This is a genomic window from Paenibacillus sp. Dod16 (assembly GCF_049893405.1).
Classification (GTDB): Bacteria; Bacillota; Bacilli; order Paenibacillales; family Paenibacillaceae; genus Paenibacillus_AQ.
Window position 1 is genome coordinate 92,331 of the sequence record NZ_JBNDYG010000009.1, and the last position, 24,046, is coordinate 116,376.

General features: G+C 46.9%; 23 protein-coding genes and 2 pseudogenes. 20 read left to right on the forward strand and 5 right to left on the reverse strand.

Going from position 1 to position 24,046, the window contains the following annotated elements; genetic code table 11:
- Positions 1-46 precede the first annotated feature (46 nt).
- The 6 genes and pseudogenes from ACPV3A_RS09965 to ACPV3A_RS09990 all read left to right on the forward strand — a co-directional run bounded on the left by ACPV3A_RS09965 (position 47) and on the right by ACPV3A_RS09990 (position 7,361).
- Positions 47-1,056: pseudogene (locus tag ACPV3A_RS09965) on the forward strand (aldo/keto reductase).
- Positions 1,056-2,075, forward strand: a complete 1,020-nt coding sequence (locus tag ACPV3A_RS09970; protein WP_426199320.1) for a zinc-binding alcohol dehydrogenase family protein — start codon at positions 1,056-1,058, stop codon at positions 2,073-2,075. The pseudogene ACPV3A_RS09965 and the gene ACPV3A_RS09970 overlap by 1 nt, the downstream one beginning before the upstream one ends.
- Positions 2,076-2,104: 29 nt before the next feature.
- Positions 2,105-4,375, forward strand: coding sequence for a glycoside hydrolase family 95 protein (locus ACPV3A_RS09975; protein ID WP_426199322.1), 2,271 nt, complete (start codon positions 2,105-2,107; stop codon positions 4,373-4,375).
- 422 nt (positions 4,376-4,797) lie between these two features.
- Positions 4,798-6,060: a M20/M25/M40 family metallo-hydrolase gene (locus ACPV3A_RS09980; RefSeq protein WP_426199324.1), complete on the forward strand. Its 1,263-nt coding sequence runs from the start codon at positions 4,798-4,800 to the stop codon at positions 6,058-6,060.
- A gap of 24 nt (positions 6,061-6,084) precedes the next feature.
- A complete protein-coding gene (locus ACPV3A_RS09985; RefSeq protein ID WP_216530446.1) occupies positions 6,085-6,882 on the forward strand; it encodes a DUF3100 domain-containing protein in 798 nt (265 codons plus the stop codon).
- A complete protein-coding gene (locus tag ACPV3A_RS09990) occupies positions 6,879-7,361 on the forward strand; it encodes a hypothetical protein (protein WP_216530445.1) in 483 nt (160 codons plus the stop codon). Before ACPV3A_RS09985 ends, ACPV3A_RS09990 begins: the two co-directional genes overlap by 4 nt.
- Before the next feature lie 178 nt (positions 7,362-7,539).
- Here the strand turns inward: ACPV3A_RS09990 and ACPV3A_RS09995 are convergent, their stop codons facing one another.
- Positions 7,540-7,971 (reverse strand): N-acetyltransferase, encoded by a 432-nt coding sequence (locus ACPV3A_RS09995; protein WP_426199326.1) that lies wholly within the window; start codon positions 7,969-7,971, stop codon positions 7,540-7,542.
- A 166-nt stretch (positions 7,972-8,137) separates the two neighbouring features.
- On the opposite strand from ACPV3A_RS09995, the gene ACPV3A_RS10000 reads away from it, so the two are divergent.
- The 8 genes and pseudogenes from ACPV3A_RS10000 to ACPV3A_RS10035 all read left to right on the forward strand — a co-directional run bounded on the left by ACPV3A_RS10000 (position 8,138) and on the right by ACPV3A_RS10035 (position 13,235).
- Positions 8,138-8,296: a hypothetical protein gene (locus ACPV3A_RS10000; protein ID WP_339219188.1), complete on the forward strand. Its 159-nt coding sequence runs from the start codon at positions 8,138-8,140 to the stop codon at positions 8,294-8,296.
- Positions 8,259-9,008 carry an ATP-binding cassette domain-containing protein gene (locus ACPV3A_RS10005; protein WP_426199366.1) on the forward strand — a complete coding sequence of 250 codons (750 nt, stop codon included), beginning with the start codon at positions 8,259-8,261 and terminating at the stop codon, positions 9,006-9,008. Before ACPV3A_RS10000 ends, ACPV3A_RS10005 begins: the two co-directional genes overlap by 38 nt.
- Positions 9,005-10,228, forward strand: a complete 1,224-nt coding sequence (locus ACPV3A_RS10010) for a hypothetical protein (protein WP_426199329.1) — start codon at positions 9,005-9,007, stop codon at positions 10,226-10,228. The genes ACPV3A_RS10005 and ACPV3A_RS10010 overlap by 4 nt, the downstream gene beginning before the upstream one ends.
- Complete coding sequence (locus ACPV3A_RS10015; protein WP_194544129.1) at positions 10,221-10,601, forward strand: DUF3796 domain-containing protein; 381 nt, start codon at positions 10,221-10,223, stop codon at positions 10,599-10,601. Before ACPV3A_RS10010 ends, ACPV3A_RS10015 begins: the two co-directional genes overlap by 8 nt.
- Positions 10,602-10,611: 10 nt before the next feature.
- Positions 10,612-10,812: a helix-turn-helix transcriptional regulator gene (locus ACPV3A_RS10020; RefSeq protein ID WP_071223363.1), complete on the forward strand. Its 201-nt coding sequence runs from the start codon at positions 10,612-10,614 to the stop codon at positions 10,810-10,812.
- A 274-nt stretch (positions 10,813-11,086) separates the two neighbouring features.
- Positions 11,087-12,295: a PQQ-binding-like beta-propeller repeat protein gene (locus ACPV3A_RS10025; protein ID WP_426199330.1), complete on the forward strand. Its 1,209-nt coding sequence runs from the start codon at positions 11,087-11,089 to the stop codon at positions 12,293-12,295.
- Positions 12,296-12,320: 25 nt separating this feature from the next.
- Positions 12,321-12,484, forward strand: a pseudogene (locus tag ACPV3A_RS10030) (ATP-binding protein); the annotation flags it as partial.
- 250 nt (positions 12,485-12,734) lie between these two features.
- Positions 12,735-13,235, forward strand: coding sequence for a cell wall hydrolase (locus ACPV3A_RS10035; protein WP_426199332.1), 501 nt, complete (start codon positions 12,735-12,737; stop codon positions 13,233-13,235).
- Here the strand turns inward: ACPV3A_RS10035 and ACPV3A_RS10040 are convergent.
- From ACPV3A_RS10040 to ACPV3A_RS10050, 3 genes are read right to left on the reverse strand one after another with little or no spacing between them, the layout of a single operon-like run.
- Positions 13,219-13,992 carry a glycosyltransferase family 2 protein gene (locus ACPV3A_RS10040; RefSeq protein ID WP_426199334.1) on the reverse strand — a complete coding sequence of 258 codons (774 nt, stop codon included), beginning with the start codon at positions 13,990-13,992 and terminating at the stop codon, positions 13,219-13,221. The genes ACPV3A_RS10035 and ACPV3A_RS10040 overlap by 17 nt on opposite strands.
- On the reverse strand, positions 13,982-14,602 hold the full coding sequence (locus ACPV3A_RS10045) for a polysaccharide deacetylase family protein (protein WP_426199336.1): 621 nt from the start codon (positions 14,600-14,602) through the stop codon (positions 13,982-13,984). The genes ACPV3A_RS10040 and ACPV3A_RS10045 overlap by 11 nt, the downstream gene beginning before the upstream one ends.
- Positions 14,599-15,579 (reverse strand): CgeB family protein, encoded by a 981-nt coding sequence (locus ACPV3A_RS10050; protein WP_426199338.1) that lies wholly within the window; start codon positions 15,577-15,579, stop codon positions 14,599-14,601. The genes ACPV3A_RS10045 and ACPV3A_RS10050 overlap by 4 nt, the downstream gene beginning before the upstream one ends.
- A gap of 89 nt (positions 15,580-15,668) precedes the next feature.
- Here ACPV3A_RS10050 and ACPV3A_RS10055 point away from each other — a divergent pair, with 89 nt between their 5' ends.
- Together ACPV3A_RS10055 and ACPV3A_RS10060 are read left to right on the forward strand one after the other, a co-directional pair.
- Positions 15,669-16,304, forward strand: a complete 636-nt coding sequence (locus tag ACPV3A_RS10055; RefSeq protein ID WP_426199340.1) for a polysaccharide deacetylase family protein — start codon at positions 15,669-15,671, stop codon at positions 16,302-16,304.
- 167 nt (positions 16,305-16,471) lie between these two features.
- Complete coding sequence (locus ACPV3A_RS10060; RefSeq protein WP_426199342.1) at positions 16,472-17,452, forward strand: CgeB family protein; 981 nt, start codon at positions 16,472-16,474, stop codon at positions 17,450-17,452.
- Between the two features lie 20 nt (positions 17,453-17,472).
- On the opposite strand, the gene ACPV3A_RS10065 is transcribed toward ACPV3A_RS10060, so the two are convergent.
- Entirely contained in the window at positions 17,473-18,585 is a 1,113-nt protein-coding gene (locus tag ACPV3A_RS10065; protein ID WP_426199344.1) for a UDP-N-acetylmuramoyl-tripeptide--D-alanyl-D-alanine ligase, read from the reverse strand.
- Between the two features lie 155 nt (positions 18,586-18,740).
- Here ACPV3A_RS10065 and ACPV3A_RS10070 point away from each other — a divergent pair, with 155 nt between their 5' ends.
- The 4 genes from ACPV3A_RS10070 to ACPV3A_RS10085 all read left to right on the forward strand — a co-directional run bounded on the left by ACPV3A_RS10070 (position 18,741) and on the right by ACPV3A_RS10085 (position 23,889).
- Complete coding sequence (locus tag ACPV3A_RS10070; RefSeq protein ID WP_194544119.1) at positions 18,741-19,733, forward strand: CgeB family protein; 993 nt, start codon at positions 18,741-18,743, stop codon at positions 19,731-19,733.
- A gap of 45 nt (positions 19,734-19,778) precedes the next feature.
- Entirely contained in the window at positions 19,779-20,294 is a 516-nt protein-coding gene (locus ACPV3A_RS10075) for a C40 family peptidase (RefSeq protein ID WP_426199346.1), read from the forward strand.
- 236 nt (positions 20,295-20,530) lie between these two features.
- Complete coding sequence (locus ACPV3A_RS10080) at positions 20,531-22,102, forward strand: response regulator transcription factor (RefSeq protein ID WP_426199348.1); 1,572 nt, start codon at positions 20,531-20,533, stop codon at positions 22,100-22,102.
- Positions 22,099-23,889: a cache domain-containing sensor histidine kinase gene (locus tag ACPV3A_RS10085; RefSeq protein ID WP_426199350.1), complete on the forward strand. Its 1,791-nt coding sequence runs from the start codon at positions 22,099-22,101 to the stop codon at positions 23,887-23,889. The genes ACPV3A_RS10080 and ACPV3A_RS10085 overlap by 4 nt, the downstream gene beginning before the upstream one ends.
- Positions 23,890-24,046: the final 157 nt, after the last annotated feature.

The following is a 24,046-nucleotide window of genomic DNA, read 5'->3' on the forward strand; positions in this document are numbered from 1 at the left end:
AGTCTGGAAAAGAATCACCAATATGAATGGATGGAGGGAAAGCAAAATGAAGTTTCGAAAATTGGGTCGCACGGGACTCGAGGTGTCGGTCCTCAGCTTCGGCGCCTCTTCGCTAGGATCGGTGTTCCGGGAAACGTCAGACCGCGAGAGCATTAAGACGGTGCATGCTGCTCTTGACGCAGGCATCAACTATATTGATGTTTCGCCTTACTATGGATTGACCAAGGCGGAGTCCGTACTCGGCCAGGCGATCAAGGAGCTTCAGCGGGATCGTTTCCTGCTATCGAGCAAAGCGGGGCGATACGGTGAGAATACATTTGATTTTTCTGCGAAACGAATGTTTGACAGCGTTGAAGAAAGCCTGAGGCGGCTGAACACGGATTATCTCGATATTCTTTTTTTGCATGATATTGAATTCGTGCCGTCCGGCATCATTCTAGAGGAAGCCGTGCCTGCACTGCTCAGAAGATCCGTTTTACAGGCATCAGCGGACTTCCGCTGAAGCTCAAGCTGAAGGAGCAGGGGAAGATCCGTTTTACAGGCATCAGCGGACTTCCGCTGAAACTATTCGAGCAGATGCTTCCGCAGATTGAAGTGGACGCGATCCTGTCTTATTGCCACTATTCTCTCAACGATACCTCATTGCTTGATCTGATTCCGCTGCTGGAGGAGCGCAGCATCGGCCTGGTCAATGCTTCACCGCTTTCCATGGGGCTGCTGAGCACCCGAGAAACCGCTGACTGGCACCCGGCCGATCCCGAGCTCAAAGCTGCCTGCAGGAAGGCGGCCGAACACTGTGCCTCCCGCGGATACGATATCGCCAAGTTAGCTGTGCAGTTCTCGACCGCTAACGAACGCATCCCGACGACGCTGGTGAGCACGGCCAATCCGGCAAACATCGTCAAGAACGCAAGGTGGGTCGAAGAACCGATGGACCAGGAGCTGCTGGGTGAAGTGTCGGACATTCTCGCTACGGTCCATAATCGGACCTGGGCGAGCGGACTGCCTGAGTATAATGACAGTCCACGGACGGAAGCGAAAGAGGGGCGGGCGTAATGAAGGGGATTGTCTGCGAAGATGCCGGAAGGCTGGTTTATCGAGAGGATTTACCCGAGCCAGTTAGGGGCGAAGGAGAGGCGATCGTCGCGATTCGGCGCATCGGCATCTGTGGTACGGACCTGCACGCATACCAGGGAAACCAGCCTTATTTTACTTACCCTCGCATCCTCGGGCATGAGCTCTCCGGAGTAATCGAAGAGATTGGTGATAATCCGGAAGGGCTAAGAGTGGGCGATCAGGTCAGTATGATTCCGTACCTGCACTGCGGCAATTGCGGCGCCTGCCTAAGCGGCAAAACGAACTGCTGCCGCAGCATGCGCGTGCTGGGCGTGCATCTGGATGGAGGCATGCGCGAGCGGATTTCTGTTCCCGTCCCCCATCTATTCCGGATGGAAGGGCTGTCACTGGATCAGGCGGCTCTACTCGAGCCTCTGGCGATCGGCGCGCACGCCCTCCGCCGATCGGGTCTACATCCCGGCGTGCGTGCACTCGTAATTGGAGCCGGGCCAATCGGACTTGGCGTCATGGCGATGGCGGCAGCTTCCGGTTCCGAGGTGGCCGCGATGGACGTGAATGCAGACCGTCTTGCCTTCGCCAAATCCTGGGCCAAATCAGTACATACCGTTCTTGCGACGGAAAATCCGAAGGATCGCCTTCTCGAATGGAACGATGGAGAACTGCCGTCCGTGGTCATCGACGCGACAGGTAACCTGCGTTCGATGACGGATGCATTCGGGCTGGTCGGTCACGGCGGCTCCCTTGTTTACGTCGGACTCGTGAATGGCGATATTACGTTTAACGATCCTGATTTTCACTCGCGGGAACTAACGCTCCTGAGCAGTCGTAACGCTACACGGGAAGATTTCAGACGTGTGGCTGACGCGGTGACGAGCTTAAAAGTCGATCTAAACGCCTATATTACGCACCGTTGTACGCTCGATCGGATGACAGAGCAGTTTGACACCTGGCTGAAGCCGGAATCCTGCGTGATCAAAGCCATTGTAGAGATCAACTAAAACCATTTTTAGGAGGAGGAGAGATAGGAATGGACAACCGGTTACAGGAACACCGCTTGTGGTATTCAAAGCCCGCGAAGGAATGGAACGAAGCGCTGCCGGTAGGCAACGGACGGCTGGGGGCGATGGTCTTCGGGGGAGTCTCGGCGGAGCGTTTACAGCTCAACGAGGACTCCCTATGGTACGGAGGCCCACGAGACCGGAACAATCCTGACGCGCTACCCAATTTGACAGAGCTGCGGAAACTGATCCTGGAGGGGCGTCTGAAGGAAGCGGAGGAGCTGGCCTCGCTAGCCCTTCCCGGACTTCCGGAAACGCAGCGCCACTACCTTCCGCTAGGCGATCTTCTCCTGATGTTTAAGGGTCAGGATGAGCCCTGCATGGAGTACAGCAGGGAGCTGGATCTTGAACGCGGAACCGTCACGGTACGTTACCGGATCGGAGATATCAGGTATACACGTGAAGTTTTGTCTAGCTATCCCGATCAAGCGCTGGTCATCCGACTATCAGCCGATAAAATTGGCGCGATTTCGTTCAAGGCTCGTTTTAATCGCGGTCGATGGAGGTACCTGGAGAAGACCGAGAAATGGGGCGAAGACGGACTGGTCATGACCGGACATAGCGGGGGGGAGGGCGGAAGCACTTTTTGCGCCGCTTTGAAGGCGGTTAGCAACGGAGGCACCGCCCAGACGATCGGTGAGCATCTTGTAATCGAGAACGCCGATTCCGTAACATTGTTCCTTGCTGCGGCAACGACCTTCCGCCAAACGGACCCCTCCGCACACTGCAGGTCGCATCTGAATGGCCTGCTGAATCAACCTTACTCAGAGCTGCTGGAGCGGCATCTTGCCGATTACCAGTCACTTTATGGCCGTACGAATCTGTCGCTGCCGGGAAGTGTCGAGCTGGCCGGGTTGCCTACCGACGAGCGGCTGGATCGCGTAAAGCGGGGCGAAACGGATCATGGCCTGGTCGCCCTGTATTTTCATTACGGCCGGTATCTGCTTATTGCGTCCAGCCGTCCCGGTTCACTACCAGCGAACCTGCAGGGCATCTGGAACGACAGTTTCACGCCGCCGTGGGACAGTAAATTTACGATCAATATCAACACTCAGATGAACTACTGGCCAGCAGAGCTTTGCAACCTGACGGAATGTCACGAGCCGCTGTTCGATCTCATCGAGCGCATGCGGGAGCCGGGCAGGGTAACCGCACAAGTGATGTACGGGTGCCGCGGCTTTACGGCCCACCACAACACCGATATCTGGGCGGATACAGCGCCGCAGGATACGTATTTGCCGGCTTCATTCTGGCCAATGGGTGCGGCCTGGCTCTGTCTGCATTTATGGGAACATTACCGATTCGGGCGAGATCTCACTTTCCTTGATAGAGCATACGATACGATGAAGGAAGCTGCACTCTTTCTGCTCGATTATCTGGTCGAAGACGAGCAGGGAAGGCTCATTACTTGCCCATCCGTCTCGCCCGAAAATCGATATATTCTTTCAAGTGGGGAATCGGGTGTGTTATGTGCAGGCGCGTCCATGGATTTTCAGATTATTGGCGCGCTGTTCGGCGCCTGCATCGAGGGCGCGAAGCTGCTTGGGGAGGATGAGACTTTCAAGGACGAACTGGAGACTGCCCTGAAACGGCTGCCGCAGCCGAAGATCGGCAAGTACGGACAAATCCAGGAGTGGATGGAGGATTACGAAGAGGAGGAGCCGGGTCATCGCCATATTTCCCATCTGTTCGCCCTGTATCCTGGCGATGCTTTCACGACCGAGCGCACGCCTAATCTAGCCGCAGCCGCACGGACCACACTGACGCGCAGACTGTCTTCCGGTGGGGGTCATACCGGCTGGAGTCGGGCCTGGATCATCAATTTCTGGGCCAGACTCCAGGACGGGATGCTCGCATACGACAACGTGATGGCACTGCTGCAACATTCTACGATGACCAACCTGTTTGACAATCATCCTCCGTTCCAGATTGACGGAAACTTCGGCGGAACTGCCGGTATCGCGGAAATGCTGTTGCAAAGCCATGCCGGCATCATTCGGTTGCTGCCAGCGATTCCGGACGTATGGAGCGAAGGCGAGGTTAAGGGGCTGCGCGCACGTGGCGGATTCACGTTCAGCTTCAAATGGGAAGAATCGAGGATTTCAGAAGTCGTCGTAGAATGCACAGTGTCTGGGCCATGCGAGATCGAGGCTCCCGGCTTCGCTCCCGTCTCCTTTATCGCGGAGGCGGGTAAGACGTATACGTTCGAAGGAAATGTAATGATAAATCATAAACAATGAACATATGGATAGGGAATCTTTCTTGGAACGGCGGCAGAAAGTAAATGTCACCAAGACATCGCTATCGGAAGATTGAGATCAGCGGTTCGATCCTCCAAGGCTCCATAATAAGAAAACCCTTGATGGTATACCATCAAGGGTTTTTGGTTCCAGAGCTGTGATAAAACGTACCATGTTTACTTTTCTTACATCGAAGCTAAAACCAGATATTTTTGGCGCTTTACAGAAAAATAGGTTTAATTTTTTCGTAATGGCAAAAAATAGGCTTTAAATTCCAGACCATCTTCATCATTTTGCGGGAAGGGCGAGTTATATCAAATTATAATTACCTCTATAGAAAAATAATATAACGTGATTTTTATTGACATAATGAAGAGAATTAAAATAACATAAGAATTATTTTCATCAAGAAGGAGGCAGCTATGAGCTTTAAAGAACAGTACGAAGAAATTGCAGGCGTTGGACGGACCATATTCGATAACCCCGAGCTTGGCTACAAGGAATTTAAGACGCATCAAACAGTGACCGAATTTTTGAAGAAGGTAAATCCGGATATCGAGCTGCAATCATTCAGTACGACCGGGCTTCGGACAACCCTCGGCAGCGGCAAGCCGCTGAATATCGCTTTTATTGCGGAATTGGACGCCGTTTACGCTCCAACGCATTGGCGATCGGATAAGGAGACGGGAGCGGCACACAATTGCGGTCATTATACGCAGGTGGCGATCGCACTGGCTTTATACAAACATTATGTTGAATCAAAGGCGTACGAAGCCCTTGATTATAGTTTAACGTTTATTTTCATTCCTGCTGAGGAGTATTTGGATCTCGCTTATAGGGACGAGCTGCTTGCTAGCGGTAAGATTTCCTATTACGGGGGGAAACCCGAAGCGATGAAACTCGGCGTGTTCGACGATATCGACATCGGGTTATGTGTACACGCCATGGGTGGTGAGTTTGCAGAGCGCACGATCGAAATCAACTGCGACCTGGCAGGATTCCTATACAAGCATTATACGTTTACCGGAAAAGCAACCCATGCGGGTTTCGATCCTTTCTCCGCCAAAAATGCCTACAGCATGTCAACCCTGTTCAATGTGGCGTTAGGGCTCAGCAGGCAGCAAATGAAGGACAGTGAGAAGGTTCGCATGAATCCGATCGTTCTGGACTCCGACATGTCGACTAACGTCATTCCCAACCGGATTACGGTGGGCAGCGATCTGCGCACCCAGTCGGTCGACTATATGAAGGAAGCGGCCTCCAAGATGGACGATGCGGCCAAGGGCAGCGCGCTGGCCCTTCAAGGCGAGGTCGAGATTAAGACGCAGATGGGATATTTGCCGTTCGTTCAGGACCGGTATTTGTCCGAATTCGTGATGGAGGCGTTCCAGGATAACGAGGAGGTCTCCCAAATTTGGAACAATAACGCCATCAGCGCGGCAGGAGATATCGGCGATCTGGCCTTCATGATGCCTTGCATTCAAATCGGCTACAGTGGTTTTACGGGGACGATCCACGGCGACGATTTCAAAGATATTGATCCCGAGTTTATCTATGAAGTGTTCCCGAGATTTTTAACCCAGGTGCTGGAGCGAATGAGCGGACGTATTGATCGATCGAAGCTGTACCGTCGTACATTTGCCGAATACGAGCAGCTCCTTGCATCGATAGTTAGCTCCAACTAAGAACAGAAAAGAGGACATCATGGCATGAAGATAAAACTACAGTATCTCTATTTGCTTGCATTCGTGCTCATTGTAATCGCGGTTGCCGAATTTATTGGCATTCAGTCGATCCAGGTGGGCTCCGTAAAAATCAGCCTGCTCCCGCTCGTATTCGCCATTTTGATCACGATGCTGCTTGGCTTGTCGATTTTCCGGAAAGGTTTTATGAAGAAAGTTTACAGTAAGGAGAACGTCGGCTTCTCCAGCAAGTATCTAATCTTCATTATGCTGCCGCTTATGGCGAGATACGGCGCCGACGTTGCGCCTAGATTAGAAGAAATTTTAAAAGTTGGCTGGGTGTTTATCATTCAGGAAATCGGCAACCTGGGTACGATTCTGCTCGGACTTCCAATCGCCATTCTACTCGGTCTGAGAAGGGAAGCCATCGGCGCTACGCTCGGACTTGGGAGGGAAGGGGAACTCGCTTACATATCCGAGAAATATACGCTTGACTCCGACGAAGGCCGCGGGGTGCTGTCCCTCTATATTATAGGTACCCTGTTCGGCACGCTGTTCTTCAGCATTCTTGCGCCGGTCATGCTTGCTGCCGGCTTCTCGATCGAAGCGTTGGCCATGTCCTCCGGCGTCGGCTCCGCCAGTATGATGACAGGCTCTTCTTCCGCGCTAGTCGCGCATTCTCCTGAGATGACGGAGACCATTAACGGATACGCTGCTGCGAGCCAGCTGCTTACCAGCTTCCTCGGAACGTATACGATGGTATTTCTCGCGGTGCCGCTGCAGCGGTTTATGTACAAATTAATGGTCAGAGGTGAGAAGAAATGAGCACCGGTTTGAATAAATACGCAAAATACGCCCTCGTCCTGCTGCTTAGCGTCGGTCTTATTTTATTTACGGAGCAAATGAAGTTCATCAAAAACGGAGAAGGCCATATTACGTTAGGGACGATAGCCGGCTTGGCCGTGCTGTGGCTTTTTTCTTTCATTGGCGTTCTGATCTCCTCACTCATGAAAAAGACTCCGGTCAAATTCTTGCAGGACTTCCCGGTTCTCGGCTGGGTATCTATCGTCTCGCTTATCTGCTGCCTGATTTCGGATGTGTTCGTGGATGCCATTGCCAACGTCAACTTCTTATCCATTACGACCCCGATCTTGGCGTTTGCCGGCATTTCCGTTGCCGACAGGCTGGTTGATCTTCGCAAAACATCGTGGCGCGTCGCCATTGTTGCGGTTTTCGTGTTCACGGGCACGTACGTGGGAAGTGCATTGTTATCAGAGCTCGGCCTCTATTTGTCCGGTAAGTAAACGAATCTATTCACGGCGTTAAGTCTGAACCTTGCAAGCTTGCTCCTCCTTTAATGTGACCTCACCTATATATTCGCTCTGAGATATCAATAGGTTCAGTTAAAAAAACAGACAGAAGGTGACCGGACAAATTCCGGTCACCTTCTGTCTGTTTGAATATAAAGGCGCATGATGCCGTTTATCGTTCTTCCCAGGCCATGACGAATTCCGCCTGACCGGTATCCTCGTCGATGGTTTCTTCAACGACGGCAAAGCCGTTCCGGGAATAAAAACGAAAAGCGTTCCCGTTCTCTTTATATACCTTGAGCTCGAGTTTGGGGCTGCGTTCCTTCACGAATTGAAGAAGAGCCCGGCCATAACCCTTGCCCTGATCACCAGGGTGAATGAACAAAGCAGCCAAGGCATGCTGAACGGTCGAAACAAAGCCAACCGTGACGCCCGCTTCCTCCAGTACATAGGTATCAGCCATTGGCAAATACACGTTTCGCATGTCCTGCTGCTTGGATTTCCAGTATTCGAGGGGGATGAAATGGTGGGCCTCCTCCGAGGCGGCCAGCCAAATGTCAATGAGGCTGTCCATATCCTTGTCGGTCATCAATCGAATTTGCATCGTATTCACTCCAGTGTATAAAACGTTTGCTACAGATATACGCCCCGTATTGTAAAAGCTTTCCTGACGGATGTCAATTCGCGATTCCATTTGACCCACAAATCATGAGGTGATATATTTATCACGTAAAGTTACAAATATATCACTATTGAAAGAGGCGTTTGCGATGAAAATCATTCTCCGATTCGCGATGGGACTGCTCTGGATCGGTATTGCCATCCAAAGACTTACCCAACAGTCGTACCCGCTGGCTCTATTATTTTTGGCAGGAGGCGTTCTTTTTGTTTATGCAGGCTGGAGAGGTTGGAAAGTCCGCAAGCAATGAGGGGATGGAGCGACATCATTTATTAAACATCACGGGGTTGACGGCTTGGTACTGTACGGAAAAGGACGCCGTCATCTCGAATCTTAATTTGGAGATCGGCCCTAATCAGATCATAGGTTTGGTGGGATTGAACGGAGCCGGCAAGAGCACGCTGCTCCATGTCCTGAGCGGCATTCACCGGCATTATTCGCTTGAGCTGCTGCAGTGGAAGAACGAGGAAACTTCGCTGATAAGCCCTACATTTAAACGTAATCGATATACCGTGTTCTCGGAGGACGAGTCGTTTGAGTATTTCACGTTCGAGGAGTATGTAAGGCATGTGTTTCAATCCTACGGACAAGAGGTCCGTCACGATATCTTGGACGAGCTCGTTGCAGGATTCCATTTTCAGAATTACCGAAACGCATTCTTGGGCCAATTATCGATGGGCAGCAGGAGGAAAGCCTACCTGATCACGGGATTTGCATTGCGCCCGGAGCTGCTGCTGTTGGATGAGCCGGTTAACGGACTGGATTTCGAAAGCACGGAATTTTTGTATCAAATGATGAACGAGTACAGGAAACATGGGACGATCTTGTTTTCTTCTCACGTTCTGGAGAGTTTATGTCTAACATCAGACAGCATCATTATTTTGGAAGCCGGGTCCATCCGTCATACCTTTTTGCAGGGAGACATGGATCCCGAGTTTATTAGAGGGGTACTAAACAAGTGATCTCGACATTTCATGGATTCGCCAAAAAGCTCCTCGGGTCAAGCTACGACCGATTGTGGAAGCATGCCGCAGCCGTAACTGCTATCTTTATGGCCATGAGCAGCCTGGATATCCATTACCAGGTATCCTTGAATTTATTCATGACGGCCATCTCCGTATTTACGTTCGGCATGGTGCTGAGAACCTTATCGTCGGACGATAACCGGAGGAAGCTGAAGGGGGCGTTCATGCTTCCATTCAGGCCAAGCAAGTTCAACGCAGCTTATTTTCTTGCGGTAGCACTATATACCTTGGTCACCAAGACTTCGTACATTCTCGTTTTTCACATGTCGGTTTCTCCATTTACGGCTATGCATGTACCGGCATTTCTGCTTAGCTTCTTGAATGCAGGTCTGACTGCTTTCGTGGTATTTGCCCTGCTGAACAGGGGGAACAGGATTCCGGCCTGTTTCTGGATGCTGCTGCAAGCGGCGGTTTGTCTGCTCCATGAGCCGTCCTATCGTTTGACGGGATTGCTGATCAGCATCCTCCTCCAATGGTTCGTGCTGCATCGGACAGATTCTTACCGGTTTTACAAGGACTTGAAGATGACGGAGATCCATGGAGCGCCGATTCGAAACTCTTCGTTCCTCCGGTATATAGGACGCTACCTATTCTCCCATAAAAGCTATCTATACAATACGATTGCATTATGCATATTTGCAGGCTTTATGGCGTTCATGCTGGAGCAGATGCATCTTGCCTCTTATCTGCCGCTTGGATTCGCTGTTCTATCCTTCAACACGCCGATCGGCATCCTGCTGTCGAGTAATCGCGGGCTTCACCGGAAAATTCAAATGCTGCCCGGCCAACTTCAACGTGTAGTGGTTCCGTACGGATTGTTTATACTGGCAGTAAACTTATTCATATATGCGATCTACTTAGCATGCTGGCATATGTTTCATGGATCGTTGGAAATCATGTATTATGTACTTAGTGTGTTATTTGCCGCCCAATGCGCCATTTCGACCGTTTGGCTCGAATGGAAACATCCCGTTTTCCGTTGGAAGGTGGAGAGCGACTTATGGCATCATCCCCGCAAATATGCCGTTCCGCTCATCATGTGTTTATTGGCGGTCACGGTCATTAGCATGGAGTCGGCTGTGTATATGATCGCTCTGCTGATAGGGACAGAGATGGTTTTGATTTTTAACCGCAGGAGAGGAATCAGGAATGTATAAGGGACAGAAGAAGCGTTACGTACGAATCGGTAAGCACGGATGGCTGCTTGGTTTGTTGGGGTTTAACGGCCTTCAGTATTTCAAGACCCATGATCCTTCATTTTTGTTTTACTTTAGTTTTTTCAGCTTTTTCAGTTTCTATTTCCATGGGAAGCTGGCGGAGGAGATGCCGGATGAGCGGTATTACATGAATGCTCAGAAGGCGCGGTCCATCACCATGTGGGTGCCGGCCGTATGTTTGTTTATTATCGGAATCGGCAGCATGTTTCCCTTCGGAACAAGAGAATTCATGATCATCGTGAGCGCAGCGGGTTGGGCAGCTACGTTTCTGACGTATTCCATAACTTTTTATTATCTGGATAAATATTGTTAGGTGGATGCCCATGGAACCATTCAAATGCAATTTAAAAAAGTACAGGCAGTTAGCGGAGATGACCCAGGACGAGTTGGCGGGCAAGGTCGGGGTTCGCAGAGAGACCATCATCCGTCTGGAGGCGGGGAAATATAATCCCTCGCTAAAGCTGGCGATCGATATTTCGCGGGTGGTGGGAGCGCCCATTGAGGAGCTGTTTATATTCGACTAAACAACGATGATGCATTTAATGGGTCTTAGCTATCCAACGAATGCGTCATTTCTTATACCTGCATAAAAACTAAATAGTTCTTGAAAAAACTAATTAGTCATACTACAATAACATTTGATCCCAGTCAGAAAGAGAAAGCATGATTCCGTAATGGCTGGGAATTGGATTATTTTAATACATTTATATATTTTCTGGACTTTTTAGTATTTTCATGCAACTTTATCTTAATCTTAACGTCTGATATGTATATTCAGTCATAGGAGGAATAACATCCATGTATACCATTCAAAAGAAAACCGTTACTCGACTCGTCACAACAGGCATGGCCGTAGCTCTTCTCGCATCGCCAATCTCTTCCGTGCTGCCAGGGCCGGGGAATGTCGCAGCTGCTGCGTCTGCTGTGGACAAGTCCTCCCACAGCCTGAAGCCGATTTGGACGAAGACGCTGGGAGATCCAAGCAAGATTAACCCCCAAACCACATTAATTAAGAACAACTTATACTATACCGTTGGGAAGAAATATATTGCTTTTGACGCGTTGGCAGGCAAAACCCGCTGGGCGTATCCCGCCGCTGCCGTCTCACAGACCGTAACGGATGGCCAATCGGTATGGTTTACGGATGCGACAGGCCGATTAATTAAGCTCAATGCTGCAACCGGCAAGCTTCAATGGAAAGTTAAAACCCAATCCCAGCCAGGAAAGAAAGAAAGCTATGTGAACCTCAGCTTGCATGAAGCCGATGGTGTGATCTATGTCGGGGATGCGTATGGGCTGACGGCGTACAACGCGTCAAACGGGAAGGTTAAGTGGAAATTGAAGGGCAGCGCCCATGGGTACAAACTGCTCCAAACGGGAAAAATCCTTGTCGCAACCACGGTTATCGACGGCGCTTTGACCACGAGCGGGTTACAGGGAATCGATGCTCAGAGCGGCAAAGTAAAATGGAAACAGACCGACGGTGACCACCAGGACATTCTCTTCTCGAATGATAAGTCGTTCTATACGCGTGACGTAACCGAAGGCATCGATGCCGGATATGCAGCGAACATCGATGAAATGAATTTGACCAATGGGAAAATTATGGCTACCCGATCCTATATACCCGTGGATTTCGTGGAAGATCAAAGTGCATCCGATGTCGTATCCGATGGAGAATATTTCTATGTCATTGAAAAGTATGACGAGACTCAGAAGAAAGCTGTAGTTTCCCGATTCCCGGCGGCTAGCCGCTCCAAAGCCGAGCCGGATCAGACCTATAAATTTGAAGCGGGAGTGGCCGAATGGTCCCTCGGGGATGCAGGCATCGTCTATGTAAGACTGGACAACGGCAAGCTGTTAACGCTTGATACGAACAGTGGACGTACGTTGGCCTCCGCTCAATACAAAGGCACTCCATTGCCGACGCTCATCGGACAAGACGTGATTGTCGTTCAGCATGGTGGGCAGATCAGCGGCGTCAAGAAAGCTGCTGCCTCCCAGTAACGCAAGTCGATTTCCATTGAGGACCAAAGCCGAACGTTCTCACAGTCGTAAGTATGACGGCAGCGGTATGGGACTCGCCATCGTGAAATGATCGTATCTCTACATCAAGGTGATATCCGAGTCGAAAGCGAACCAGGTGAAGGAACGACCTTCATTGTCATGTTGCCCATCATTACGCCATCAGTTTAGTCAGATTCATGAGGCCATCGATCGGATCATTTGAACGTTATCGCTGTATCTCTATGCTGCGGCTCACATACAAAGCTTCTTTGTATGTGAGTCCGCAGCATTTTTTTGCCTGTTCATATTCAGTTCAAATGTTGTCAGGACACGGAATAACACTCGTGGCGTTTTTTGCAGTTTTTCTTTTACGGCCCAAACCTCTCATCAATATTAGAATACAGTATACTAAACTCTTAAAGAGAATGGAGATGGCAGTATGGACAATCGGGCAAGACTACGAGCATTGGGGTATACGAACAGTACTCTTGCCGAGGCATTACTCTCATTTAAAAAGGAGTTTAATATTAAGGGGAATTCAACACAGGTGATCAGGAGGCTAAAGGAACTGACGGACAATTCTCCTGCGATAGAAATGCTGGCTAGAGTTATTTACAGCGAATCAAGAACAGAGCCGTTTCAAGGACAAGTTGCCGTTGGAGCTGTTGTACTCAATCGCCTCCATTCTCATGATTTCCCAAACACTTTAAGAGAGGTAATTACACAACCCTTAGCTTTTACAGTCATAGCTACGGGTACATTTTGGCTTCGTCCAAATGAGAGAGTATATGAAGCGGTAAGAGAGGCATTAAGGGGTAAAGATCCAACAGGAGGATGTTTATACTTTTTTAATCCGGAAAAGTCAACTTCCCCCTGGATTCGAAAGCTAAAACCTAAAATGAAGATTGGTCGGCATTGGTTTGCTAAAGATCTGGTTTGATTTTATCTTTATTGGTTGATATCGCGTATTTCCTGTAATTCTTATCGTTTTTCGCAATCAGAATGCTTTGGGATTTAATTGTTTTGTCACTGACTTTCCAAGTATGGCCTCTTTTACTATTGCGGCGCACTGTCACATAATCTAAATAATCCGTGGAGTAAATCTTATAACCTGTTCCACGGCATCTTTCCATGAAGTTGACACATTCCCCTGGCGATGTTTTGTTAAAGGGTATTTTCTTAACGAGAGACCTTTTCATCATAAGTGTAGAACCAGCCACAAATTTAACGAAACGATTTTGCAGCCTGGGATAACGTAGTACCAGCTGATTATGACCTTCCAGAAAGATGAGGCAAGCCCGCTTTCCCACAATATCCGCGCCGTTACGGACCAAAGATTCCAGCTGATTTTTTAAGTAAAGCGGCCCGTAATAATCATCATCGTCGAATTTTGAGATAATGCCATATTTTGCTTGATCCGCGGCATAATTTAGACAATGACCAAGGGGCATTTTACTTGGGAGCTTGTATATTTTGATACGTTTGTCCCCAGCTTTCCTACGGTATTCCTTCAAGTTCATATTGTCGTGATTCAAGATAACGATAAGCTCTTTATGTTTGAATTGCTGCCTAGAAAAATTACGGATCAATTGTTTGAAAAATTGAGGTCGATTTGTACTTGTGATTACACTTACTCCATACCGTTTCTCTTTGCTGATCTCACCTTTAGTATTCGTAATTCTCCCTTTATTCCTCATATTTCCTCAGCTCACTCACGCTTAGGAATCGAAATCCTTTTTGTCTCAATCCTTTAATAATGGAGGGAAGGGCATCAAGGCTTTGATGCCAGGTATCACACGCATGAAGCAATATGATATCACCTGATTTAGCCTTCTTCAAAACCCTTGAAACGATTTGGGATGGATTTCTAATTTTCCAATCCAGCGAGTCTGTTCCCCAATGGATAATTTGCTGATTCATGTTAAGCAGTTTCTTTATAACTCGGAGATTCATATCGCCACTTGGCGTGCGTATGATCATTGGTTTTATCCCGCAAGCGGATTGAATTGCCCGCTGTGCGCGTGTTACATCTCGCTCAATCCAAGCATTCGAACGCTCTGAGTAATTCTCGTGAAGGTACCCATGAGAGGCTATCTCATAACCCATATTTGTGATTTTTCTAGCAATGTCCGGGTTGGATCTTGCCCATGTTCCTGTAACAAAAAAAGTAGTACTTGTGATTCCTTCGGTTTTCAACAGTTTAAGCACGGACAGCGGAACCTTGCGTCCATTCGCAATGTTAAATGTCAGAGCGAGGACCGCTTGTTTAGTTGGGACCCTGCTAACTACTCGATTATAGATCGTCATGATAATATACCCTCATCCTTTAATACGGATAGTAGCTGAGCTGCACGATTCTTATAGTTTTCTGCCGAAATGGTTCCTCTTCCGTTTCTTCGAATTCTTTCTCTCTCCTGATCATGATTCAGATAATATCTCACGAGAGACAACGTTTCTTGTCCCGACGATGAAATGGCAGCATCATAATTAGAGCGGAGCAAACGTTGTACAGCGGGAGTATTACATGTAAGGAGAAATCCTCCCGATCCCAAAATTTCATACGTTCGTTGCGTCAGCATATGTTTATAGTTTTGCAATCCAATGATGATTTTGGCTGAACTATACACTTGATTTGCATTTTTATAAGGAATTTTCCCGCGCAGGCTATCTTTTGGCAATGTTTTTCCGAGATAGGCACCCATTTTACCCCAATCCTTGCCATAGAAATCGACCTTATAGCCGCTAGAAATGAGTGGTTTGATAAGAATATCGATGGCTCTATGCCGGTATAAGCGCGGGTATCTGCGAAGAACATCTGGATAAGCATTGGCTACGACCGCGATATCAGCCCGATAGGCCGGTTTTATTTTGGTTCTAAAATGAATGTTAGGATGATATGCAAAATCCAGATAGGCGGAAGGATAACCCAAGCTGCGAAACATCTTTGCCGTCTGCTTCGAAATGGTAAAAATATAATCTGGCTGCATTCTTTTGATAAGAGGTAGGGTAAATTCGTTCGTGAAATTCGGATCTTCTGTTGACCAATAGACGAGAGGGATCTTATATTTTGCAGCCATCTTTCTCATCAAGCGCTGTTTATAAACCGTATGATCAGGACCCCAACCTACGCTAATTAATAGATCGGGCCGAAAGGAATGCATCTGTTTGACAAGTGCAGTCTCTGTAACCGGTCCTGAAATATGCACGGTATGCCCTAAGTCTCTGAGTCCATCTGGAAGACCATAGGACCAGAGCTTTCCCCGCTCCAAGAATAGAATCTTCATAGTCCTCCTGATGATACCTTGATTAGCCGTCCAATCATTCAAGCTTTTAGTACATAGGATACTTCAGTACAAAGAATGGAGGGAACGGATTGAACAACAATCAGGCCGTGTATAGAGTGAATTTAAAAAACAATAAAAAATGGATTGCTTTAACTTTTGACATTGGAAATGGAAGTAAAGTTCCCTTACCTGTAATCAAAATCTTAAAGAAAGAACAGGTAGATAAGGCAACCTTCTTTTTATCAGGAACATGGGCACGCCATTATCCCGAAATCGCAAGGCAAGTGAAATATTCGGGATACGAGGTTGGATCGCACGGGTATTTACATGAGAATTATACGGAACAGACAAATGAGTGGATCAAGAAGCAATCGATAAAGGCTGAACATGCATTAATTTCGACACTCGGAGTGCATCCTCGCTTGATTCGAACACCGAATGGGGATTGGAATCAGCGAGTGGTAAAGACGTTGAAATCCAGAGGTTATACAACCATTCAATGGAGCATCGATTCGCTAGACTGGATGAAACCTGGAGTGAAGAAAATTATTAACAATGCTACAGCAAGGACAAAGCCAGGCGACATCATATTATTGCACGCAAGTGACACGGCTTCCCAGACTCCGAAGGCACTTTCCACTATCATTCGTATACTGCGGGCAAAGGGTTATGAATTTGTAACCGTCAGTGAACTGCTCAAGGCCGGATCACCTGGGGTCTGTTGATGATACATCGTATTCATTTTGCTTGTTCCTGAAGCAAGTCCGCCTAAAAAATCAATTCCCTCCGAATTCCATATCGCCATGGAACATCTGTTATATAAAAGCATAGCTTATGAAAAGGCTGAGATCATCTTCGATTTGTAATGGTAAAGGAAGGAGGGGGCCTGAATTTGAATATATTATTTTTAGAGAGTCATCCGATGTGGATCTATGGTCTGCCGAATGGCTTTCGTGATTTAGGGCATAACGTGAAGATCTCCGGTCCAATCAACCGACGTAAACTGACCGGGATCATTAAAGACTTTAAACCTCAACTGATATTTACGATGAGCTGGGGAGAGGAGAATACAGCGAAATGGAAGCAGGAGTGTATTAAAGAGTGTGTTCTGAAGGCTAAGGTGCCCCATGTGTACTGGGCAACGGAGGACCCGACACATACAGATACATTTACGCTTCCCTATGTCCGTTATGTTTCGCCGGACTTTATTTTTACTATCTGTGCAAAACGAGTTAAGGAATACAGGTCTTTAGGATTTAAATCAGACCATTGTGATTTCGGATATCATCGTTCTGTTCACCGGAAGGTAAAACCAAATCCTTCTTATAATCACACGATAGCGGTTATAGCGAACGGTTACCCCGTTAAGCTAAAAAAATACTCAAAACATTATCGCCATTCGTCGATCAAGACGCTAATCAGCCCCTTGCTCAAGGCAGGCAGGAGAATCGACTTTTATGGAACGAACTGGGACAAAATGAAACCTTTCCTCGGAACACGTATCCCAAAAGAATGGATTCATGGATATTTGGATTACCGAAACGCGAATAAGGTTTATAGCACGAGTAAAATCATACTGGGTCTTCAAAATCACCCGACACAGCTGACGCAGCGCACATACGAAGTACTCGGCTCGGGAGGATTTCTAATCACCTCCGATACACCCGAAATACGAAAGCATTTTAAACCAGGGGTTCATCTCGTTACCTCTAAATCTCCAGCAGACACGATTAGGTTGGTTGAACATTATCTAAATAATCCTCGTCAACGTGAGCAAATTGCTCTTGCCGGACAGAAAGCAGCGGCCAAACACAGCTATAAACACAGGGCTGCTTATATGCTGCAAGTGCTGAAGAAGAATAAAATTATTTAATAACAGAAACAAGGGAAAACTTAGACGTTTTCCCTTGTTTTCGAACCTAGTAAACGATCGATGAACCGCATCAGTATCGTATTATTATTCCGAGCAGCGCCTTTAAACAGGATTACACTTCCTAGGCCAATCTCACGCTGAACTTTTCTTTTTAATTCTGCCATAGAGGCAACATGGACAACATGCTTCTTCATTCCATTCTTTTTAGCTCCTATTGCAATGTGTTTCCCCTTCGTTCCAAACGTATATAAAGCATGAAGATCCGAACGCGCCAGATCCTTTCCTGCTTGGTAGTGAATATTTTTCGTCCATTTTCCCGTATCCGTTATACCTCCAATAACTGCGACTCTACGTTTTCCTTTACTTAGGTACCGAAGGACGTCGAGTGCCGCATTAAGCTCAGGCTTTGTATTATACGCATCGTTAATCAGGATGGCTCCGTTATTCAAATGGTTTAACTCCATGCGAGCATAGGGTCTCTCGTAATGAAGCAACCCGTGTTTTATATCCGAAACAGGAATGCCTAATTGATCGCATACTGCTATAGCAAACAATGAATTCTGGACATTATAGATTCCGATGCTTGGAATATCAAAATGTTCATTAGCGCCGCGCAGCATGACGGAAAAGGACATTCCCTGAGTTGAATAACGAATATTTCCAGCACGGTAATCTGCCGTTTGTTTAATGCCTATTGTAACAATCCGTCCTTTAAAGGAATCGTGGAATGTGAGTTTTTTGGAGTTAGGATCATCCGCATTTGTGACAAGAAGTCCATTAGGCTTCATCCCGCTGATAATTTCTGATTTCGATGCCGCGATTCCATTGATTCCATGTTTGAAATTCCCAATGTGCGCTTTGCCGATGTTTGTGATTAATCCGATGTCGGGTTGAATCAATTGGCAGTGCTTTGTTATCTCTCCGGCATGCTTCATGCCGAACTCGAGAACAGCGTACTCGTGAGAAGGTTTTATCTGCTTTGCGTATTGAGAGGTGAACCAACAATCGTTTCCATTCTTATACGATTTAAATACACGATGCCTCTGCTGCAATATAGAAGCAATCATTTCTTTGGTTGTCGTTTTACCGGAGCTGCCCGTTATACCAATGACAACGCATTTATTAGACCTCATTGAAGTTAAGCTTTCCTCCTTTTCCTTACTGAGCGAATCTGACTTATCCTGCTATCGTATGTCCGAGAATCATCATTTGATCCATCTGATGAATGACATTACAGTCATTTCATGCATAATCTGTCGAGAAGAACTCACAGAAGGGGACAGGAAAGGTGCGCATTTTATTTTTAGAAAGTCATCCCATGTGGATATATGGACTGCCCAATGGGTTTCGGGATTTGGGGCATCGCGTAGAGTGTGTTAGTCCTAGAAAACGTGAAGCAGCAGAGGAACTCATTCGTAAGTTTCGTCCGCAAATCATTATGGTTATTGGTTGGACACCAGATAACTCAACTCAAGAAAAACAGCTCCAAATCCGCAAATTAATCAGGAATACAGGTATCCCTGTGATCTATTGGGCCACGGAAGATCCAGGATATACATTTGATTTTTCGCTGCCATTAATTCGCCGTGTAAAACCTAACTTTATTTTTACGATTTGCAGACCGAGAATCAACTTGTATAAACGCTTGGGATATCGAAGCGCAAAATTGGATTTTGGATATCATCCTTCTGTCCATGCGAAGGGAAAACCTGTGAATAAATATCGTTCAGAGATCGCCCTCATCGCGAATGCTTATCCGAAACTATATCGGGAACAACCAGATCATTTGCGTTTTCAGTGGATGAAGGATTGCATAAATACGGTATTGGAAAACAAGTGGGATTTGAACATTTACGGTCGACATTGGAATCAGATGAAAGGAATCTTCAGCCGCCCAATTCCTAAGTCAGCTATTCACGGATATTTACCGTATGAGGAAGCACATAAAGTGTACAATTCAACAGATATCATGATTGGTCTTCAAAATAAGAGGAATCAACTCACTCAGAGAACTTATGAGATACTTGGCTCAGGCGGATTTATGCTAACTAGTGATACACCTGCTATAAAGCGTTATTTTACTCCAGGGAAAGACCTGGTTACTGCAGGGAGTAAAGAAGAGATGCAGAGAGTGATTAAATATTATTTGAATCACCCGGCTGAGAGAAAAGCCATTCAACTCCAAGGACAGACTACAATCAGAAAGCATATGTATAAGTTTAGAGCCAAGGAGATTTTGCAAGTCCTTAAACGTGAAGGCATTATAACAGCGGATGTCTAAAAGAAGAAGCCTTGTCCCTGGCTTTACTTCGGGAGAGTGAGATATATGACAATTAAAACCAAGCCAAAATTATATATCAAAAATAGCAGTGAAAAGATAATAAAGGAAGGTTATAAATATCTATCAACACCTTATCGTTTGGGAGCAAAACCTTTTCAGACAAATGAATTTGATTGTAGTTCATTTATTCAATTTCTGTATGGTCAATTTCGCATTCTTCTTCCGCGCACATCTCGCGAGCAAAGTTTGCTAGGTGAAAAAATAGAAAAAAAACAACTCAAACGTGGCGATTTATTGTTTTTTACTAATCGTAAGCGTTACAGGAAGAAAGGGATTAATAGAGTAGCTCATATTGCCATCTTTCTGGGGGATAACAAAATGCTTCATTCTTGCAGGTATAAGGGAGTTACAGTTTCTGAATTTACTGAGATTATTAATGAAACTAAACAAAGACGCTGGATAGATTACTATCTTTTCGCGAAGAGATTACCAGATTATTATGAGTATATCATGGGGGATAACAATAATGAGGGATTAGCACGCTCCCAATCTCATAGGTAGCTTGGCATAAGCCAGAACCGCCCCCGGTCTGGCTTTTTGGCCCCTTTTTTTTAAAAATGTATTTAGTAGAGGAACGGTATATATGCAGTCCGTTATATTTTTTAATCGTACGTTGCAGTGTATGATATTTGTATGCCATAATCTTTGAGTTAATTAGATCATGTCGTTGAAATGAAGGTTGGCTAAGACATATCCGGCAAATCGTAAACGGTTACAAGGCTGCAAGGGAGGCAGGTATGAAACCATTATTCAAGATCATGATTGTGGATGACGAAATGCTTGTCAGGCAGGGGATTAAACACCTGCTCAATTGGGAACAGGAAGGATACCAAATCGTCGGTGAGGCTTCTAACGGTCTGGAAGCACTGAATTTGATGGATGAGGTGAATCCCCACGTCATTCTTACAGATATCGTAATGCCTGTCATGGGCGGGGAGAAACTGGTCAAGATTGTTAAGGAGAAGCATCCTCACATCGAAGTCATCGTGCTCAGCAGTTTCAGTGAATACGATTACGTCCGGTCTACTTTTCAGAGTGGTGTAGCGGACTATATCCTGAAGCCAAAGCTGGAAGCTGATTATCTATTATCCATCCTAAATAAAACTACGGCCAAAATGGTCGCCATGAAGCCGATGGATGATCCAAGCGCGGGTCGTGAGGAAGGGCAGATCCTGCAAGCCATCGAGAAACTTATGACCGGGTATGAGCCTGCGCTGGATCCCGTGTTGCTGGATTCGAAATTCCCTTATGGACAGTATTTGTTTTTTGGAGCGGATATGAAGCACATGAAAGATTCCGGTGACAAATGGAGTTTCGGAAACGAAATGGAGCGAGGGCTTCAGCAGCTTGCTTTGTCCGAGATCGTGTATATGCGGTTGAAGTTTATTAACGATACGGCACTTTTTCTGCTCAATGTGAATCCTGAGCGGTGGGACGAGCTTGTTATTGAACTCCGGCAACTGATCTCCAAACTGGTACAGGATATGAGTGAGACGCATTTTGTTATCAGCCAGTGCTTTGCCGATTTTAAAAGTCTCGGTGAGGTCTACCATGACAATTATCTGAAACTCATGCGATACGGCTTCTTCCTTAAGGACCGGACGCTGATTGAATACGAACATTTGCCGGGCCTTCCGGATTCGCATCTCGAATATGACATGGGCGAGCTCATGGAACTGTTGAAACGTAGGCAGTACCGGAAGGCCTTCACCGGCTTTTTGGAATACGCCGGCCTGCGCTCGATGGATTATCGCACCGATATTTTCGAATTCAAATCGTCGTTGGGGAATTTCATATTTAACGTGGCGACCACGCTTGGAAAAATGAAGGTTGAGACCGGAAGCCTGGAGAATGCCAAATACGATTATTTCCGAAAAATAGACGAAGCCAGGTATGCCAGCGAAGCTATCGCTGTTGTCGAAGCGTTCATCCGCGAAGCGGAACGTGCGATAGGCGAGACGAATACATCCGTTAATCCCAATATGGACCGGCTGCTTGAATATATTCAGGACCATTATGCCGACCCCATCACACTCACCGGAGTGGCCAGGCAGTTCCACTTCAATGCATCTTATCTGTCAAGTTATTTTGCTGTGTATAATGGAGAAGGTTTCAGTGAATACCTCAACAAAATCCGCTTGGAAAAAGCCATGGAGCTGCTTCTGACAACGGAACATACGATTTCCGAAATCAGCGCCAGCGTGGGATACTCGGATCAGAGCTACTTCACCAAGGTGTTCAAGAAGCAGACAGGCATCTCTCCGAGCCAGTTTCGGAGGCAAGACGCACGGGAGATACGGGAATCATGATCGGACAAGCCATAAACAAGCTGCGAAAACAGGGGTTATTCCTTAAGCTGTTTCTCGTGACCCTCATCAGCATCGTGACCGTATCACTTCTGACGCTGTCCATTACCATCAGCATGTCGGAAAAGTTATTTCTGCAGACATTCAGCATCACGAACGGCAAGTTGTTAAACCAAATGAAGTCAAACCTGGAGTCCTATAATAACGCCATAGCAACCGGTGCCACCATGATCGCCCAGAATGCGGCAATCCGCAGTTATTTATCGGGCGGAGAGACGGAGGCCGTGGCGCTTGCGATGAAAACGTATCAGATGACAGAGGGCATGAAGTCGGTCCAGTCTAACTTTAGTGCTTACGATGTTGGCATCATGATCGTTGGAGCGAATGGGAGAAGTTATTCCACAGATCCTTGGTATTGGTCTATCTCGGCCAAGGAACTGAAGGATCACCCGATTACAAAAGCGACTATGGCTCACCCTGCGCAAATCTTATACCAGCTTTATCGCGGCGAGGGTCATAGCGCAGACGCAAAGGAGCCCATGCTCGTCGCTTCCAAAGCTCTCTTTGATCAGTCGACCGGGAGAATGTATGGCACGTTATACGTGGCCATTCGCGACCGGAATTTTAAACCCTTCTATGCCAATTTTACAAGCGAAGGCAATGACGTTGTGCTGTTGAACGAGGAAGGGGTTATTGTATCCAGCAACAGGACCGAGTTGATCGGGATGGCGGATAAGGGGCTGCTTCAAGAAGTCGTAACGGATCAGGGCGAGGGAGAGGACGATCCATCTGCCTATGTGATGGGGAACGAACGAATTGTGTTCTCGGAATACTTGCCGGAATTTGAATTTTATTTGGTCAATATGATCGACAAGAAAGCCGTGACCGGACAGATGGTGAACGCTAAAGCAGTCACCTTGACAATCATGTCCATCGTTGCGATATCACTTATCATTGTTTTTCTGATCACCCGGCGAATGACGCAGTCGCTCCGTGTGCTGGTCGAACAGATGTCGAATATTCCGACAAGCGGATTCGATCATCATGTAGATGTTGCCAATAGCAGTTATGAAGTTAAGGAATTAGGGAATGCGTATAATTATATGCTTGATGAGCTGCACGATTATGTGGATCGATTGATGGAAACCCAGAAGCAGCAGCGAAATGCGGAGCTGGCCGCGCTCCAAATGCAAATCAATCCACATTTTTTATACAATACGCTGGCTTCGATCAAATTTCTGGTGCAGCAGGGCAACAAGGAAAAAGCCGCGGGTACGATCAACGCGCTTATATCGCTCCTGCAAAATACAGTCAGCGATATTCATTCCACCATACCAGTGCGGCAGGAGCTGGAGACACTGAAGCATTATGTGTATATTAATCACGTGCGTTACGGTGAGAAAATCCGCGTTCATTACTTTGTGGAGCCGGATAGCCTGGATTATCATATGCCCAAACTCATTCTTCAGCCTTTTATTGAGAATGCATTCTTTCACGCATTCAACATCAAGGGAGAGGGAACAATTCTGATCATGATTGCGGTTCAGGAAGACCAGCTTGTATGTGAAGTTGTAGATGACGGGGACGGAATGAATCTGGAGCAGAACCCGGCGGAGGAAGAATCGTTGCCTGCACCGATGAGCAAACGCCAATTGTTCTCCGGCATTGGGATACGCAATGTGGATGACCGAATTAAGTTGATGTACGGCGAGAAATACGGGATCCACATTACAAGCAAACGCAGTGAAGGAACAAAAATCATCATTACGCTACCATTGACCAAAAGCTAAAGATATTACAAGAACCTAAAGATTGTACCAGAGCCGGTATGAAGGCGAAAAACAGGATCCAATAATAGCACCAAAGCTAACAAAGATAGTGCCAATGAAAACGAATACAAAATGATAAGATGGATGCGTAGCAGAGAAAACGCTTCCATCTTTTATT